General features: G+C 70.8%; 13 protein-coding genes and 3 tRNA genes. 8 read left to right on the forward strand and 8 right to left on the reverse strand.

All coding sequences use genetic code 11. The features are described 5' to 3' along the window. Positions 1 to 104: 104 nt before the first annotated feature. The 3 genes from purL to purS are packed head-to-tail and all read right to left on the reverse strand — an operon-like array spanning position 105 to position 3,324. On the reverse strand, positions 105 to 2,363 hold the full coding sequence (gene purL / locus OHU89_RS24085; protein WP_405645755.1) for a phosphoribosylformylglycinamidine synthase subunit PurL: 2,259 nt from the start codon (positions 2,361 to 2,363) through the stop codon (positions 105 to 107). Further along, on the reverse strand, positions 2,360 to 3,064 hold the full coding sequence (gene purQ, locus OHU89_RS24090) for a phosphoribosylformylglycinamidine synthase subunit PurQ (protein ID WP_405645756.1): 705 nt from the start codon (positions 3,062 to 3,064) through the stop codon (positions 2,360 to 2,362). Before purQ ends, purL begins: the two co-directional genes overlap by 4 nt. Next, positions 3,061 to 3,324 (reverse strand): phosphoribosylformylglycinamidine synthase subunit PurS, encoded by a 264-nt coding sequence (purS, locus tag OHU89_RS24095; protein WP_015659417.1) that lies wholly within the window; start codon positions 3,322 to 3,324, stop codon positions 3,061 to 3,063. The genes purQ and purS overlap by 4 nt, the downstream gene beginning before the upstream one ends. A 292-nt stretch (positions 3,325 to 3,616) precedes the next feature. Between purS and OHU89_RS24100 the strand changes: the two genes are divergently transcribed. The 8 genes from OHU89_RS24100 (at position 3,617) to OHU89_RS24135 (ending at position 8,063) form a co-directional block, all read left to right on the forward strand. Further along, positions 3,617 to 3,934 carry an Lsr2 family protein gene (locus OHU89_RS24100; protein ID WP_405645758.1) on the forward strand — a complete coding sequence of 106 codons (318 nt, stop codon included), beginning with the start codon at positions 3,617 to 3,619 and terminating at the stop codon, positions 3,932 to 3,934. 134 nt (positions 3,935 to 4,068) lie between these two features. After that, positions 4,069 to 4,140, forward strand: a tRNA-Gly gene (locus OHU89_RS24105). A gap of 79 nt (positions 4,141 to 4,219) precedes the next feature. Further along, positions 4,220 to 4,292: transfer RNA gene (locus tag OHU89_RS24110), tRNA-Gly, on the forward strand. A gap of 128 nt (positions 4,293 to 4,420) precedes the next feature. Next, positions 4,421 to 5,356 carry an ABC transporter ATP-binding protein gene (locus OHU89_RS24115; RefSeq protein ID WP_266890396.1) on the forward strand — a complete coding sequence of 312 codons (936 nt, stop codon included), beginning with the start codon at positions 4,421 to 4,423 and terminating at the stop codon, positions 5,354 to 5,356. Further along, entirely contained in the window at positions 5,353 to 6,132 is a 780-nt protein-coding gene (locus OHU89_RS24120) for an ABC transporter permease (protein WP_405645760.1), read from the forward strand. Before OHU89_RS24115 ends, OHU89_RS24120 begins: the two co-directional genes overlap by 4 nt. 16 nt (positions 6,133 to 6,148) lie before the next feature. After that, on the forward strand, positions 6,149 to 7,360 hold the full coding sequence (locus OHU89_RS24125) for a sensor histidine kinase (protein WP_405645762.1): 1,212 nt from the start codon (positions 6,149 to 6,151) through the stop codon (positions 7,358 to 7,360). Continuing rightward, positions 7,357 to 7,965: a response regulator gene (locus OHU89_RS24130; protein WP_405645763.1), complete on the forward strand. Its 609-nt coding sequence runs from the start codon at positions 7,357 to 7,359 to the stop codon at positions 7,963 to 7,965. The genes OHU89_RS24125 and OHU89_RS24130 overlap by 4 nt, the downstream gene beginning before the upstream one ends. Positions 7,966 to 7,987: 22 nt before the next feature. Continuing rightward, a tRNA-Gly gene (locus OHU89_RS24135) sits at positions 7,988 to 8,063 on the forward strand. Positions 8,064 to 8,098: 35 nt separating this feature from the next. On the opposite strand, the gene OHU89_RS24140 is transcribed toward OHU89_RS24135, so the two are convergent. The 5 genes from OHU89_RS24140 to OHU89_RS24160 form a co-directional block, all read right to left on the reverse strand. Next, a complete protein-coding gene (locus OHU89_RS24140) occupies positions 8,099 to 8,998 on the reverse strand; it encodes a phosphoribosylaminoimidazolesuccinocarboxamide synthase (RefSeq protein WP_405645765.1) in 900 nt (299 codons plus the stop codon). A 145-nt stretch (positions 8,999 to 9,143) separates the two neighbouring features. Beyond that, entirely contained in the window at positions 9,144 to 10,649 is a 1,506-nt protein-coding gene (locus OHU89_RS24145; protein WP_405645767.1) for a N,N-dimethylformamidase beta subunit family domain-containing protein, read from the reverse strand. A 215-nt stretch (positions 10,650 to 10,864) separates the two neighbouring features. Further along, a complete protein-coding gene (locus OHU89_RS24150) occupies positions 10,865 to 12,721 on the reverse strand; it encodes a hypothetical protein (RefSeq protein WP_405654628.1) in 1,857 nt (618 codons plus the stop codon). A gap of 409 nt (positions 12,722 to 13,130) precedes the next feature. Then, complete coding sequence (purD, locus tag OHU89_RS24155; protein ID WP_266890384.1) at positions 13,131 to 14,384, reverse strand: phosphoribosylamine--glycine ligase; 1,254 nt, start codon at positions 14,382 to 14,384, stop codon at positions 13,131 to 13,133. 114 nt (positions 14,385 to 14,498) lie between these two features. After that, entirely contained in the window at positions 14,499 to 16,865 is a 2,367-nt protein-coding gene (locus OHU89_RS24160; RefSeq protein WP_405645769.1) for a DNA polymerase III subunit gamma and tau, read from the reverse strand. Positions 16,866 to 16,896 lie beyond the last annotated feature (31 nt).

Here is a 16,896-nt window from a genome sequence, read left to right on the forward strand (position 1 = left end):
GATCCTCATCCCCCGCGTGCATCGATGATCGGCAGAAGTTAACACAAGTGAAGGCCCCGGCCGTTGGACGGTCGGGGCCTTCAACTTCGTATGTGCGAAAGGCTTTACGCCAGCAGCGCCGGGATCGTCTCCTCGTGCGCCTTGCGCAGCTCCTCCAGGGACAGCTCGAACTCGCCCTGGAGCTCGACCGTGTCCCCGTCCACGACACCGATGCGGGTGACCGGCAGGCCGCGCGCACCGCACATGTCGTTGAAGCGGAGCTCCTCGGAGCGCGGCACGGCGACGACCGCACGCCCCGCCGACTCGGAGAAGAGGAGGGTGAAGGCGTCGAGCCCGTCCGGTACGACCAGACGCGCGCCCTTGCCGCCGAGCAGAGCCGACTCCACGACCGCCTGGATCAGGCCTCCGTCGGAGAGGTCGTGCGCGGAGTCGATCATGCCGTCGCGGGAGGCGGAGATCAGGATCTCGGCCAGCAGCCGCTCACGCTCCAGGTCGACCTTCGGGGGAAGGCCGCCGAGGTGGTCGTGCACGACCTGCGACCAGGCCGAACCGCCGAACTCCTCACGCGTGTCACCGAGGAGGTACAGCAGCTGGCCCTCCTCCTGGAAGGCGACCGGCGTGCGACGCGCCACGTCGTCGATGACGCCCAGGACCGCGACCACCGGGGTGGGGTGGATGGCCACCTCGCCCGTCTGGTTGTAGAGGGAGACGTTGCCGCCGGTCACCGGGGTGCCCAACTGCTGGCACGCGTCGGCCAGTCCACGGATGGCCTCCGCGAACTGCCACATGACAGCCGGGTCTTCGGGCGAGCCGAAGTTCAGGCAGTCGGAGACGGCGAGCGGCTTGGCGCCGGTCGTCGCCACGTTGCGGTACGCCTCCGAGAGCGCCAACTGGGCGCCCGCGTACGGGTCCAGCTTCGCGTAACGGCCGTTGCCGTCCGTCGCGATGGCGACGCCGAGGCCGGTCTCCTCGTCGATGCGGATCATGCCCGAGTCCTCGGGCTGGGCCAGCACCGTGTTGCCCTGCACGAAGTGGTCGTACTGCGAGGTGATCCACTTCTTGGACGCCTGGTTGGGAGAGGCGACCAGCTGGAGCACCTGTGCCTTGAGCTCTTCGCTCGAAGCGGGCCGGGCCAGCTTGTTGGCGTCGTCCGCCTGAAGGGCGTCCTGCCACTCCGGACGGGCGTACGGACGCTCGTAGACCGGGCCGTCGTGCGCCACGGTCCGCGGGTCGACGTCGACGATCTTGCCGCCGTGCCAGTAGATCTCCAGGCGGTCGCCGTCGGTCACCTCACCGATGACGGTGGCGATGACGTCCCACTTCTCACAGATCTCCAGGAACCGGTCGACCTTCTCCGGCTCCACGACCGCGCACATGCGTTCCTGCGACTCGCTCATGAGGATTTCCTCGGGCGAGAGCGTGGAGTCACGCAGCGGTACGTCGTCCAGCGTCACTCGCATGCCGCCGGAGCCGTTGGAGGCCAGCTCGCTGGTGGCACAGGACAGACCGGCCGCGCCGAGGTCCTGGATGCCGACGACCAGCTTCTCCTTGAAGGCCTCCAGGGTGCACTCGATGAGGAGCTTCTCCTGGAAGGGGTCGCCGACCTGCACGGCGGGGCGCTTCGAGGGCTTGGCGTCGTCGAAGGTCTCGGAGGCCAGGATGGACGCGCCACCGATGCCGTCGCCGCCCGTACGGGCCCCGTACAGGATGACCTTGTTGCCCGAACCCGACGCCTTCGCGAGGTGGATGTCCTCGTGCCGCATGACGCCGATGGCACCGGCGTTGACCAGCGGGTTGCCCTGGTAGCAGGAGTCGAAGACGACCTCGCCGCCGATGTTGGGCAGGCCGAGGCAGTTGCCGTAGCCGCCGATGCCCGCCACGACACCCGGCAGCACACGCTTGGTGTCGGGGTGGTCGGCCGCGCCGAACCGCAGCGGGTCCACGACCGCGACCGGGCGCGCGCCCATCGCGATGATGTCGCGGACGATGCCGCCGACACCGGTGGCCGCACCCTGGTAGGGCTCGACATACGACGGGTGGTTGTGCGACTCGACCTTGAAGGTGACCGCGTAGCCCTGGCCGACGTCCACGACGCCCGCGTTCTCGCCGATGCCCACGAGCAGCGCATCGGACTGGGGGGCCTTCTCGCCGAACTGGCGGAGGTGGACCTTCGAGGACTTGTAGGAGCAGTGCTCGGACCACATGACCGAGTACATGGCGAGCTCGGCACCGGTGGGCCGGCGGCCGAGGATCTCCACGACCCGCTCGTACTCGTCCTTCTTCAGACCGAGTTCGGCCCAGGGCAGCTCGACGTCGGGGGTCGCGGCCGCGTGCTCGACCGTGTCCAGAGGCGTCCGGCTCATGCGTTGACCAGCTTCTTGAGGATCGAGGTGAAGAAGGGGAGACCGTCGGTGCGGCCGGAGCCGATGAGCGGCTCGACGGCGTGCTCCGGGTGCGGCATGAGGCCTACGACGTTCCCGGCCTCGTTGGTGATGCCGGCGATGTCGCGGAGCGAGCCGTTCGGGTTGCCGCATCCATCAGTGGCTTTGCCACGGACGACGTACCGGAAGGCGACACGGCCCTCGGCCTCGAGCTTGTCGAGGGTGTACTCGTCGGCGACGTACCGGCCGTCCATGTTCTTCAGCGGGATGTGGATCTCCTGGCCGGACTCGTAGTCGGCGGTCCAGGCGGTCTCCGCGTTCTCCACCCGCAGCTTCTGGTCGCGGCAGATGAAGTGGAGGTGGTCGTTGCCGAGCATTCCGCCCGGGAGGAGGTGGGCCTCGGTGAGGATCTGGAAGCCGTTGCAGATACCGAGGACCGGGAGTCCGGCCTTCGCCTGCTCGATGACCGTCGCCATCACGGGCGAGAAGCGGGAGATGGCGCCGGCCCGCAGATAGTCGCCGTAGGAGAATCCGCCGGGCAGCACCACGGCGTCGACCTGGTGAAGGTCCTTGTCCTTGTGCCAGAGGGCCACCGGTTCGGCACCCGCGAGGCGGATCGCGCGCTGGGTGTCCCGGTCGTCGAGACTCCCCGGGAAAGTGACGACGCCAATACGAGCGGTCACTTCGCGGCCTCCGCGACTTCTTCCACCTTCACCGTGAAGTCCTCGATCACGGTGTTGGCGAGGAAGGATTCCGCAAGATCGTGGATGCGGGCGAGCGCGGCCTCGTCGACCGGTCCGTCAACTTCCAGTTCGAATCGCTTTCCCTGACGTACGTCGGAGATGCCTTCGAAACCCAGACGCGGCAGTGCGCGCTGCACCGCCTGGCCCTGGGGGTCGAGGATCTCCGGCTTGAGCATGACGTCGACTACGACGCGTGCCACTGGCACTCCCGGTGTGTGGTGCTGAGCAAGGTTCCTGAAGGTGTCTGTCCAACAGTGTCTTCAGACTACCCGCACAAAATTTCTACGCGCGTCGACTTGTAGGAAACTACGTGACTGCCGTCACGATCCGGTATCAACGGCCGTGTTCACGAAAATTTCCAGGAAAGATCCCCGATCGACACCCGATACCTATTGCGCTCAGACACGCGGAAGGATTTAGTCGGGCTTCCCATTGCATTGTCGGGCACTGTACAAATGAATTGGCAAGTGCCGTATGAAGGGACCGATATTCGTGGCGCAGAAGGTCGTGGTCACTCTCTTTGACGACATCGACGGCTCGGAAGCGGCGGAAACGATCGCCTTCGGACTCGATGGCAAGTCGTACGAGATCGACCTGAATCAAGCGAATGCCAAGAAACTGCGTGAGGCGCTCGAGCCCTACGTGGACGCCGGCCGCAAGCGGTCGAAGTCCGGCAAGGCCTACCGGCAGACGGAGGTCGCCCCCGACCCGGCCGCCGTCCGCGCCTGGGCCCAGGCGAACAAGATGGACGTGCCCGCGCGTGGCCGTATCCCCAAGAAGGTCTACGAGGCGTTCGCCGCGGCGCAGTGACAGCTCACAGGGCGTGCTCAGGGTCCGTCAGCGGGCCCTGAGGACAACCGACTTGCGTTGCACCCCACCTGGTCGGCTAGAGTCTGGAGCACGCCGAGGGGCGGGGACGGAAAAGCCCAGCCCACGGAGTACATGCGGGTGTAGTTCAGTAGCAGAACATCCCCCTTCCAGGGGGAAGGCGCAGTGTGCAATTCCTGTCACCCGCTCTGCACCACCGTCTGGCCACTCTTGTGGATCAGGTAGGATGGTGTCCGCGCCGATCGGTGAGAGCCGGTCGGAGGCAATGCGAACGTAGCTCAGTTGGTAGAGCGCAACCTTGCCAAGGTTGAGGTCGCGAGTTCGAACCTCGTCGTTCGCTCTTGATTCGAAGGCCCCCCGGCTTCTGTCGGGGGGCTTTTTCGTGGTTGACGTACCCCTGACATTTGTCATGTCGAGTGATGACAGCGCGCACTGCTTCCGGGCCCGGGGCGCCGAGATGCTTGGACCATGAACACGAACGTGATTGAGGTCACCGACCTGCGACGCGTCTACGGGGGCGGGTTCGAAGCGGTCCGCGGGATCAGCTTCTCCGTGGCCCGGGGCGAGATCTTCGCGCTGCTCGGCACCAACGGGGCCGGCAAGACATCGACAGTGGAACTGCTGGAAGGGCTCGCCCGGCCGACCGGCGGCCGGGCGCGGGTGCTCGGGCACGATCCCTACGAGGAGCGGGCCGTCGTCAGGCCCCGGACCGGCGTGATGCTCCAGGAAGGCGGGTTCCCGTCCGAGCTCACCGTCGCCGAGACCGCCCGGATGTGGGCGGGGTGCGTGAGCGGGGCGCGGCCTCCGCTGGAGGCGCTGGAGCTCGTCGGGCTCGCCCGGCGGGCCGACGTACGGGTGAAGCAGCTGTCCGGGGGTGAGCGGCGGCGCCTGGACCTGGCACTCGCGCTGCTCGGGAATCCGGAGGTGCTGTTCCTGGACGAGCCGACGACCGGGCTCGACGCCGAAGGGCGCCGGGACACCTGGGAGCTGGTGCGGGCACTGCGCGACGGCGGTACGACCGTGCTGCTGACCACGCACTACCTGGAGGAGGCCGAGGGCCTCGCCGACCGGCTCGCCATCCTGCACGAGGGGCAGATCGCGGTCACCGGGACACCGGCCGAGGTGACGGCAGGGCAGCCCTCACGGATCTCCTTCGAACTGCCCGAGGGGTACTTCGTGGGCGATCTGCCGCCGCTCGGGGAGCTGGGGGTGCTGTCCCACGAGCTCGACGGCCGGGTCGTACGGCTGCGGACGCGGGAGCTGCAGCGGGCGGCGACCGGGGTGCTGGTGTGGGCCTCCGGGGCGGGGGTCGAGCTGCGGGGGCTCGATGTGCGGTCGGCTTCGCTGGAAGAGGCCTTCCTCGGGATCGCCGAGAAGGTACAGATGAAGGAGCGGGTGGCATGAGCGGCGCGACTCTCAGCACGCCGGTCGGGCGGATCTCGGCGCTCGGACGGGCCGAGCTGACGTTGTTCCTGCGGAGCAGGGGCATGGTCTTCTCCGCGATGTTCCTGCCTCTGATGCTGCCGTTCAGCGTGCGGGCGGCCCTCCAGGACGTGGACCTCGGGAAGTCGGGGCTCACCGTGGGGCTGGTTCTGCTGCCCGCCGCCATCGGGTTCTCGCTGCTCTTCGCGGTGTACACGGCGCTCGTGGGCGTCTTCGTCGGGCGGCGCGAGGAACTCGTCCTCAAGCGGCTGCGCACCGGGGAACTGCGGGACGTGGAGATCCTGGCCGGGGCCGCGCTGCCGGCCGTCGTCACGAGCTTCCTGCAGTCGCTGCTCCTGGCGGCCGGCTGCTCGGTCCTTCTCGACGTGGCGGCACCGAAGGCGGTGGCCCTCGCCGTCCTGGGTCTGCTCCTGGGCCTGGTGATCTGCGCGTCCCTGGCCGCCGTCACCGCGAGCTTCACCCGCACCGTGGAGAGCGCACAGGTCACCGGCCTGCCGCTGATGCTGGTCTCGATGCTGGGCTCCGGGATCACGGTGCCGCTGGAGGTGCTGCCCGACCGGATGGCCTCGGTGTGCGAGCTGCTGCCGCTCACCCCGGTGATCACGCTGGTACGCGGCGGCTGGACCGGGGACCTCTCGGCGTACGAGGCTCTCGGTGCCTTCCTGACGGCACTGGCCTGGGCCACGCTGGGCGTGTTTGCTGTACGACGGTGGTTCCGGTGGGAACCGCGGCGCTGAGTGCGGGGGCGGGGAAATGAGCGGTTCGGGGGGCTGGTGGCGGCAGAAGAGCACGCCGGCCAAGGTGGAGACGTACACGCGATGGTCGTTCCACTTCTTCGCGCTGATCGAGGTCGTCTCGATCGGGCTGCCGCTCTTCGGCGAGATGGTGCCCTGGGTCGCGGCCTCGCTGGCGCTGGTGGTGGCCGGGCACGCCGTGGTCTGTGCCGTGACCGCGGCGCGGGCGCTGGACTGGACGCTCGGCCGCCGTGAGCAGCCCGTCCACATGCTGTGGACGCTCGGCTCGATCACCGCGGCGGTCGCCGTCATGGCGATCGTGATCGCGGAGCACGGGCCGAGCGGGGACGACGTCGACACCGCGGCCGGCTCGGTCTTCGCCGTCGTGCTGATCTTCGGGGCGGGCATCTTCTCGCTCGGTGTGCGCAGCCGGCGGCGCATGTACTCCGTCGTCACGGGCTTCGCCGTCGGGGCGGGGCTCGTGGCGTTCGCGGGCAGGCCCGGTCCGGCCGCCCTGATCAGCGTGCTGGTGGTACTCCTCGGCGGCGGATTCCTCGCCTTCACCTCCGCCTTCTCCGTCTGGCTGCTCAACGCCGTCTACGAGCTCGACGAGGCCCGCGAGACCCGGGCCCGGCTCGCCGTCGCCGAGGAGCGGCTGCGGTTCGGGCGCGATCTGCACGACGTCATGGGGCGGAACCTCGCGGTGATCGCCCTGAAGAGCGAGCTGGCCGTGCAGCTGGCGCGGCGCGGGCGGCCCCAGGCCGAGGAGCAGATGGTCGAGGTGCAGCGCATCGCGCAGGAGTCGCAGCGCGAGGTGCGGGATGTCGTACGGGGGTACCGGGAGGCCGATCTCGGGGTCGAACTCACCGGTGCGCAGGGCGTGTTGGAGGCGGCGGGGATTCGCTGCGAGGTGTCCGGGGAGGCGGCCGGGCTGCCGGTGGACGTGCAGTCGGCGCTCGGCTGGGTCGTGCGGGAGGCGACGACCAATGTGCTGCGTCACGGAGATGCCGGGCGGTGCGCGGTGGATGTGCGAGTGACTCGCGAGTGTGTGGTGCTGAAGGTGGAGAACGACGGGGTGGCCGCGCCTTCCGGACCGGGAGGCTCGGGGCTGGCCGGGCTGCGGGAGCGGCTGGCGGCGGTGGACGGGACGTTGGAGGCGGGGCCCGTGGGTGACGGTGTGTTCAGAGTGGTGGCCTCGGTGCCGCTGCGGGTGAGTGAGGTCATGGCATGACGGTGCGACTGCTGCTCGCCGACGACGAGCACCTGATCCGGGGCGCGCTCGCGGCGCTGCTCGCGCTGGAGGACGACCTCGTGATCGTCGCCCAGGCCGCGTCCGGTCCCGAGGCGCTGACGATGGCGAAGGCGCACACTCCCGATGTCGCCGTACTGGATCTCCAGATGCCCGGCGCCGACGGTGTGAAGGTCGCCACATCCCTGCGCACCGAACTGCCCGACTGCAAGGTGCTGATCGTGACCAGCCATGGGCGGCCCGGGCATCTCAAGCGGGCCCTTGGGGCCGGTGTGCGCGGGTTCGTCCCGAAGACGGTCAGCGCGCAGCGGCTCGCGGAGATCATCCGCACGGTGCATGCCGGAAACCGCTACGTCGACCCGGAGTTGGCCGCCGACGCGATCTCCGCCGGGGACTCACCGCTGACCGCGCGCGAGGCCGAGGTGCTGGAACTCGCCGCCGACGGAGCGCCCGTCGCGGAGATCGCCGAGCGGGCCGCGCTCTCGCAGGGGACCGTACGGAACTATCTGTCGTCGGCCGTGTCGAAGCTCGGGGCGGAGAACCGCCATGCGGCGGTGCGGCTCGCGCGGGAACGAGGTTGGGTATAGTGGTTCTCGCGCCACGGCGCATGCGAACGTAGCTCAGTTGGTAGAGCGCAACCTTGCCAAGGTTGAGGTCGCGAGTTCGAACCTCGTCGTTCGCTCCATGTGAAAGCCCCCGGTTTCCCGGGGGCTTTTCGCGTTACGACCAGCTGGTGCCGGTCAGTCGCTCGTACGCCTCGACGTACTTGGCACGGGTCCGGTCCACGACCTCCTGCGGCAGCGGCGGCGGGGGCTGCTCGCTCTTGCGGTCCCAGCCGGACTCCGCCGAGGTCAGCCAGTCGCGCACGAACTGCTTGTCGTACGAGGGCTGCGCGCGGCCCGGCTCCCACTGGTCGACCGGCCAGAAGCGGGACGAGTCCGGGGTGAGGACCTCGTCGCCGATGACGAGGGTGTCGCCGTCGAAGCCGAACTCGAACTTGGTGTCCGCGAGGATGATGCCCCGGTCACGGGCGATGTCCCGGCCCCGCGCATAGACGGCGAGGGTGGCCTGGCGCAGCCGGGCGGCGGTGTCGGCTCCGACCTGGCGGGCGACCTCCTCGTAGGAGACGTTCTCATCGTGCTCGCCGACCGCGGCCTTGGTGGCCGGGGTGAAGATCGGGGCGGGGAGTTCGCTGCCGTCGGTCAGGCCCTCGGGCAGGGCGAGACCGCAGACCGTGCGGGACTCGTTGTACTCGAGGAGACCCGAGCCGGTGAGGTAGCCGCGGGCGACGGCCTCCACCGGGACCATCTGGAGCGACTTGCAGACGAGGGTGCGGCCCGCCCAGTCGGCCGGGGCGCCCTCGGGCAGTTCGGTGCTCAGGACGTGGTTGGGGATCAGGTCCGCGAGCTGGTCGAACCACCACAGGGAGAGCTGGGTGAGGATGCTGCCCTTGTCGGGGATCTCGGTCGGCAGCACCCAGTCGAAGGCGGAGATACGGTCACTGGCGACCATCACGAGGTCGCCCGCCTCGTTCTGGTACAGCTCACGCACCTTGCCGGTGTGGAGGTGCACCAGGCCCGGAACCTGAATCGGCTCGGGCTTTTCTACGAATCCGGACACGGTTCCTCCCCGTGGTTGAAGAAAAAGGGGCGCCCGTAGGGCCCGAATAGGGTGGTGGTGGGCGGCGGGTGGGCCCAAGTGGCTCGATTGTCCCGTATCGGGACCCTGACCAGGGACAGGGGGTCGGTGGCGGTGGCGTATGGGGTCAGTCGCGCTTGCAGATGTGGTCCAGCAGATTGGCGGTGGCGCGCTGGACTCTGGGGTCCACATGTCCGGGACGGTCCAGGGACGGGGACCACGCGAAGGTGCCGGACGCGAAGACCAGGGCGCCCGAGGGGGCGAGGTAGAGGGAGGTCTCCTGGTGGCGGATGGTGCCCTCGGTGTCGGCGTACGGGGAGTGGGCGAGCAGGATGCGGTCGTCGTGCTCGGGGAGCTGGGTGCGCGGGAAGTAGCGGTCGGCCTCGCCCGCGACCAGTCCCTCGATCTCGTCGCCCTCATGGGCGCCGGTGGCCTCCCAGAGCCAGTGGTCGGCGTTGCGCACGATCAGCGGGTGGGGGTCGGGGACCCGGCCCGCGTACTGGATGCCGACCACCTGCTGCTCGGGGCGGTCGACCTCGCGCCACAGCACCGGCCGGCCCGGGCCCCTGCGCTTGCGGCAGGTCAGGAGGCGGTCGGGGACACCGGACGGGGACGGCCCCAACTCCACCTGCCAGTACATGGTGTTGGCGGAGAGGAAGACCAGCGATGTGCCGTGGTCGCGGGCGCGCTCCACGGTGCGGCGCATGTTCGCCGACCAGTACTCGTCGTGGCCCGGGAAGACCAGGCCCCGGTAACGGGTGGGGTCGACGCGGCCGGAGTGCAGGTCGCGGGCGTCGGCGTAGGCGAGGTCGTATCCGTAGCCCTCGGCGAAGCGGATGAAGTCGTAGGCGTGGCCCACGTGCAGGGGGAGGCCAGCGCCGGCGTACGGGCGGTCGAAGGAGACGGTCGTGGCCGCGTCGGACTCGCCCAGCAGACAGCCTTTCTCGTCCCAGGCGTGATAGAGGCTGGCGCCCGTGCGGCCGTCCTCCGGGTAGAGGTTGTACGCCTGCCAGGTGACGTCCGGCAGGAGGAGCAGCAGGTCCGCCGGGTGGTCGTGGCGGACGGTGAACGGGACGTGGGAGCGGTAGCCGTCGGCGGTGGTCAGGACGGCCACGTACGCCCCGATGCTCCAGAAGGAGGGGATCTGCAGGCGCCAGCTCAGCCACCAGTGGTGGCAGGAGACCGTGCGGTCCGCGGCGAGCGGCGGCGGCTGGACGATGCCGGAGAGGCGGGGGCTGGTGGTGATCTTGGCGGCGCCGTCACCGCCGTAGTGGCCGATGCGGTACACGTCGACGCCGAACTCCTGGGGCGGGTCGACCGTGATGTGGAAGTCGATGGCCTCGCCGGGGGCGACCGCGCTGGTCGAGGTGAAGCCCTTGATCTGGCGGCGTACGTCGTCCGCGGCTCGGGGGCCGCCTGCACTGCGGGGGGCCGGGACGCGAGCGGTGCCGGTCCGGCCGTCGGCGGGGGTCGGCTGCGGGGCTCCGTCCACGTACCAGGGGACCACCTGGCCGGTGTCGTCGAAGTACGTCTCGTCGCCGCGGAGCCAGGGGACGGGGCCCTGGCCGAAGGGGTCCGTCACCGCGTGCGCCAGCGCTCCCGACTCCCAGCGGCGGATCTGCTCCGACCCCATGGCTGCTCCCCTCCCTCGTGCCCCCGTGTGCGAGTGCGGTCGTCCGTTCGTGCTTGTGACGCGTGTCTTATGTCGTAAGCCCTTGCCATGTGCCCGATCGGTCCCAGCACATCACATTACGCACGCACGCGGTCACTATTCGTTGCGAATTGGCCGAAAGTGGAACGAGGGCTTCCGGTAAGGGAGTTGTGCGGCGGCCTGCCGGGCGGGCTCGCTCAGACGAGGCGGACCGGCTTCTCCGGGCGTATGCCGGACTCCAGCAGCCAGGCGCGCAGGGGGACCGGGTCGCCGTCCACTATGAGGCTGAGGACCACGGGGCTGAGGTCGGCCGCACGGTCGCCGTTGATGAGGAGGGTCGGGCCGTCGAGCCAGTCCAGGCCGGGGGTGGCGCCCGCGGTGTCCATCGCGGCGCAGCAGACCATGGCCGTGACGTGGTCGGTGAGGAGCTCGCGGGACGTGCGGGGCGCCTGGGGCGGGAAGAGGGGGAGCGCGCCGTCGTCCCAGAGGGTGGTGTCGGGGCCCTGGGGGGTGGGTGCGGTGGCTTCCTCGCGGGCCAGTTCCGCGGTGAGGCCTGCGGCGAGGGTGGCGGTGCGCTCGTTTTCCTGTTCGTCGGCTTCGGCTTCGGCCTCGGCCTCGGTTTCGCCTGCGGCGAGTGTGTTCCCGCCCGCGCCATCCATGACAGTTTCGTCGTCGGGTGCGGGTGACCCCTGTGGAGCGGGGTCGCCGTCGGCGGCTGCGGGTTCGGCTGCCGCCAGGGGTACGGACGCCGGGTCGGACTCTGTGCGCTTCGCACCGTCGGGCGCCGACGTCGCAAGGTAGTCCAGGACCCTGGACAACGTCGGGCCGTCCGTCTCCGGGCCCGTGGTCTCAGGGGTCCGGCGTACCCCCTGCGCGTCCAGGACTCGGTGGAGGCGGGCCGCGTCGAGGCGCCACTTCCGGTCGACGACCTCTTCCGGGTACTCCTGCCAGCCGACCGGGGACCAGTCGGGACCGGACTCCGCCGGGCCGCCGTGGAAGAGGCGGGCGGCCAGGAGGGAGGTGGCCTCGTCGATCGTGCCGGGTTCTTCCAGGAGGTCACATGCGGGGCGCTCACCCAGCCGGGAGGCGAAGCCCTCGGCCAGGCGGTCCCGGCGGGAGAGTTCCGTGAGTGCCGCCACCACTCCCGCGTCCAGGCGGGAGGGCCAGCGGCCCATCCGCCAGGCCGGCAGCGCCACGCGGGTCAGAAGACGGTCCCAGCCGGCGTAGGCCAGACCCACCTGCTCCTGGGCGACGATCCGCAGGCCGTAGTCCACGCCCTGTGCGCGCTCGGCCGCCGCGGCGGCGACCCCTCGCTCCATCTTGGACGCGTGCTCCCGGCAGCTGCGCAGCAGCAGACGGGCCACCCAGCCGACGCCGGCGCACACCATGCGGGTCACCGCGCAGCGGCCGGATGTCGAGGCCACGGCCACCGCGGCGTCCAGGCCGCGGACGAAACGGCGGGCCGCGGCTATGTCCGGGTGTGCCGAGGGGCCCGTACCGGCGACGACCGGGGCGAGGACCGCGCGGAGCTCACCGACCCGCATCCACCAGAGGAACGGGGAGCCGATGACCAGGACGGGCGCCGCCGTCGTACGCCGTGAACCGCGGGCGCCCGTGAGCTCGTCGCGGTCCTCCTGCTTCGGCGGGCCGTGGGACGGGTGGGTGCGGTCCTCCAGCCAGCTGTCGCAGTCCGGGGTGAGCGCTATCGCGGACGGGGCCGGCACATCGAGACGGTCGGCCAGGTCGCGCACCATGCGGTACAGGTCCGGCGCCGACTCCTCGGCGATCGGGACCGTCGGGCTCATGGCGGGGCGGGCACGGGCGACGACCAGGGCGATGCCGGCGGCGGCCAGCAGGACGAGCGCGGCGAACGGCGTGACGGCCCAGCGGGCGGCATGCCAGCCCGGGCCCACGAGGTGGCCGGTGGAGCCTCCGGCGTACAGCACCACGGCGACGGCTGCCGGCAGCAGCGCGACGGCCAGCGCCCGGCTGCGGATGTGCAGCACGGCGAGCGCCCAGGAGCGCGCGGCCTGTGCGCCCGCCTCTCCACCCATACCGGTCACGACCGGGTGTCACCCCCTCCGTGCTGTCCTGGCTGCCTGACTGTCCTGGCGTTGCTCACTCCCCCACTGTGGCACCCCCCAGTGACATCGCAATGCCGGTGGGCCAAGTGCCGGAACGCTTGCGCCGCACCCTAGTTGGGGCCCCTGCCCACGTCACCCGGAAAAGGGATCGGTCACTCGATGGAATGGCTTTGGGGAAAGGTGGATGACGGACAGCGAAGATCAGGCCTTGGTTCTTGACCCAAGTTCAGCCCCCGTCCGGCGTGCGGTTTCCGGCCGGTGGTGGGGCCGGCGCCGGGGGCCGGGCACCCGACAGGCCCCGAATCCTGAGACGGATTCGGGGCCTGTCGGGTTCATCCGGTCTGCCGGTTGTTCCGGCTGTTTCTTCCGGTTGTCCTGGCTATTCGCCCGCCGCGGCCTTCGCCGCGATGTCCGTACGGTGCTGGGAGCCGTCGAGACGGATGCGGGAGACCGCCCGGTACGCGCGGTCGCGGGCCTCGTCCAGGTCCTTGCCGGTCGCCGTGACGGACAGGACACGGCCGCCGGCGCTGACCACGGCGTCTCCGTCGTGCTTGGTGCCTGCGTGCAGGACGTACGCGTGCGGAGCGTCCTCGGCGGCCACCTCGTCGAGGCCGGTGATCGGGTCGCCGGTGCGCGGGGTGCCGGGGTAGTTGTGCGAGGCGACGACCACGGTGACCGCGGCGTCGTCGCTCCAGCGCAGCGGCGCCAGGTCGGCGAGGTCGCCCTTGGCGGCGGCCAGCAGGAGACCCGCGAGGGGGGTCTTCAGGCGAGCCAGGACCACCTGGGTCTCGGGGTCGCCGAAGCGGGCGTTGAACTCGATGACGCGGACTCCGCGCGAGGTGATCGCGAGACCGGCGTAGAGGAGCCCGGAGAAGGGGGTGCCGCGGCGGCGCATCTCGTCGACGGTCGGCTGGAGGACGGTCTGCATGACCTCCTCCACCAGCTTCGGGTCGGCCCAGGGCAGCGGGGAGTACGCGCCCATGCCGCCGGTGTTCGGGCCCTCGTCGCCGTCCAGGGCGCGCTTGAAGTCCTGGGCGGGCTGGAGCGGGACGACGGTCACGCCGTCGGTGACGGCGAAGAGGGAGACCTCGGGGCCGTCGAGGAACTCCTCGATGACGACGCGCTCACAGGAGTTGGCGTGCGCCCTGGCCGCCTCCAGGTCGGGCGTGACGACGACGCCCTTGCCGGCCGCGAGACCGTCGTCCTTGACGACGTACGGGGCACCGAAGGCGTCGAGGGCCTCGTCGACCTCCTCGGGGGTCGTGCAGAGGTAGGAACGCGCGGTGGGGACGCCCGCCCCCGCCATCACGTCCTTCGCGAAGGCCTTGGAGCCCTCGAGCTGCGCGGCCTCCCCGGAAGGACCGAAGACCGGGATGCCGACCTCGCGCACGGCGTCGGACACCCCTGCGACAAGGGGTGCCTCCGGGCCCACGATCACGAGCTCGGCGCCGAGCTCGGTGGCCAGCGCGGCGACGGCCGTGCCGTCCAGGGCGTCGACCTGGTGCAGCTCGGCGACCTCGGCGATGCCGGCGTTGCCGGGGGCGCAGTACAGCGCGGTGACGTCGGGATCGAGGGACAGGGAGTGGCACAGGGCGTGTTCGCGGGCGCCGCTGCCGATGACGAGGACCTTCACGGGGTCAGCGTAACCGGCTCGGGGCCCGGGAAATTGTGCGGGTTGCTGAAGGGGCGGGGGAACAGGGTTTGTGGGTTTCTCCGAAACGGGGGTCCCACCTAGCCGAGGAGCCCCCTATTCGTTGGTGAACTCCTCCATCACCGTCGCTCCCAGTTCCCGCACGATCAGTTCGCGGCCGGAGAGGGCCGATTCATTGAGGTCGGGGTCGTCGTCCTCGGGGATGTCGTCCTCGGGGGAGACCGGGGGCGGCTCCGGGGCGGACGGCCGGGGGGTGGGAGCGGCGGCGGCCGGGGGCGGTGTCTGTGCGGGTGTCGCGGAGGTGGGAGCGGGGGTCGCCGTGCGCGGTGGCGGGGCGGGGGCGCCGCCGTAGCCACCGGAGGTTCCCGGGGTCCCGGAAGGCCCGGGGGTGCCGTAACCGCCACCGCCGCCGTTGAATCCGGGCGTGCCACCGCCGGTCTGCGGGAGTGCCGAGCCTCCCGACGGGTCGACGACCGCCTCGATCTTCCACTGGACGTTGAACTGTTCGCCCAGCGCCTGCTTCAGGACGTCCTCGCTGCCGCTGCTCACGAAGTTGTCGCGTGCTCCGGCGTTGACGAAACCGATCTGGAGGGTGGTGCCGTCGAAGCCGGCCACCTGGGCGTTCTGGCTGAGCAGGATCCAGGTGAAGCGGCGGCGGTTCTTGACGGCCTCCAAGATGTTCGGCCAGAGCATGCGGGGGTCGACGCCGCCGGCCGGAGGTGCGTAGGCGGCGGGGGCGGCCGACTGAGGCTGGGCGGGTGCGGACTGGCTCGGCGCGGGGGTGGTGGGTGCGGACTGGCTCGGGGCGGCCGGGGGCTGGCCGCCTCCGGCGGGGGTCGCTGTGGGCCAGCCGCCGGGGCGTCGGCCGCCGCCCGCCGGTGCCGCGGTGGGCCAGGCGCCGGGGGTGGAGGTGGTGGGGGCCGCGGGGGCGGGAGGGGGGGTCGCGAGAGGCTGGGGAGGCTGGGGCTGAGCGCTGCCGGTATCGCCGGGTGCCGGGCCCGTGGGCGCGGCCTGGGCGGGGGCGGCGTCGTAAGCCGGGGCCGGGGTCGGGGTCGTGTCCTGAGCGGGCTGACCGGGTGCGGCGCCGTAGCCCGGGGCGCCGCCCGCGGCAGGTCCGTTCGCCGCAGGTCCGGTGGGGGCAGGTCCCGTCGGCGCAGGTCCGGTCGGCGGGCCCGAAGCCCGTACCGCCGCCCGGGCCGCCGCGACACCGCCCCCCGGCGGAACCGGCGCGGCAGCCGCTGCCCCGTGCGCCTCGGGCCCGGGGACGTACCCCATCGCGGGCGCGCCCCCGCCCCCGGAGAAGTTCACGCCACGCTCCAGCCGGTCGAGCCGGGCCATCACGGACCGCTCGTCGCCATAAGCGGCCGGCAGCATCACGCGCGCGCAGATCAGCTCCAGCTGGAGGCGAGGGGAGTTGGCGCCCCGCATCTCGGTGAGGCCCGCGTTGACGAGGTCGGCGGCTCGGCTGAGCTCGGCGGCGCCGAAGATGCCGGCCTGGGCCTGCATACGCTCCAGGACATCGCTGGGGGCGTCGATGAGGCCGGTCTCCGTGGCGTCCGGGACGGCGGCGAGGATCACCAGGTCCCGCAGGCGCTCCAGCAGGTCGGCGACGAAGCGCCGCGGGTCGTTGCCGCCCTCGATGATCCGGTCGACGACCTCGAAGGCGGCGGCGCCGTCACCGGTGGCGAAGGCCTCGACGACGGAGTCGAGGAGCGAGCCGTCGGTGTAGCCGAGGAGGGAGGTGGCCATGGCATACGTCACACCCTCCTCCCGCGCCCCCGCGAGCAGCTGGTCCATGACGGACATGGAGTCACGCACGGAACCCTGCCCCGCCCGCACGACGAGCGGCAGCACGCCCTCCTCGACGGGGATGTTCTCGTGTCCGCAGACCTCGCCGAGGTAGTCGCGAAGGGTTCCCGGCGGCACGAGCCGGAAGGGGTAGTGGTGGGTCCGCGAACGGATGGTCCCGATGACCTTCTCGGGCTCGGTGGTCGCGAAGATGAACTTCAGATGCTCCGGAGGCTCCTCGACGACCTTGAGCAGCGCGTTGAAGCCGGCTGACGTGACCATGTGGGCCTCGTCGATGATGTAGATCTTGTACCGGCTGCTCGCGGGTCCGAAGAAGGCCTTCTCGCGCAGCTCACGGGCGTCGTCCACACCACCGTGGGACGCGGCGTCGATCTCGATGACGTCGATGGAACCCGGGCCGTTGCGCGCGAGGTCCTGGCAGGACTGGCACTCTCCGCACGGGGTCGGCGTGGGACCTTGCTCACAGTTCAGACAGCGGGCCAGGATGCGTGCGCTGGTCGTCTTGCCGCAGCCACGCGGACCGCTGAACAGGTACGCGTGATTGACCCGGTTGTTCCGCAGCGCCTGCTGCAACGGGTCGGTGACATGCTCCTGCCCGATGACCTCGGCGAACGACTCCGGGCGATAGCGGCGGTACAGCGCGAGAGACGACACGCATACGAGGTTATAGGCGCCCACTGACAAC

Source organism: Streptomyces sp. NBC_00019, assembly GCF_045041015.1.
GTDB lineage: Bacteria > Actinomycetota > Actinomycetes > Streptomycetales > Streptomycetaceae > Streptomyces.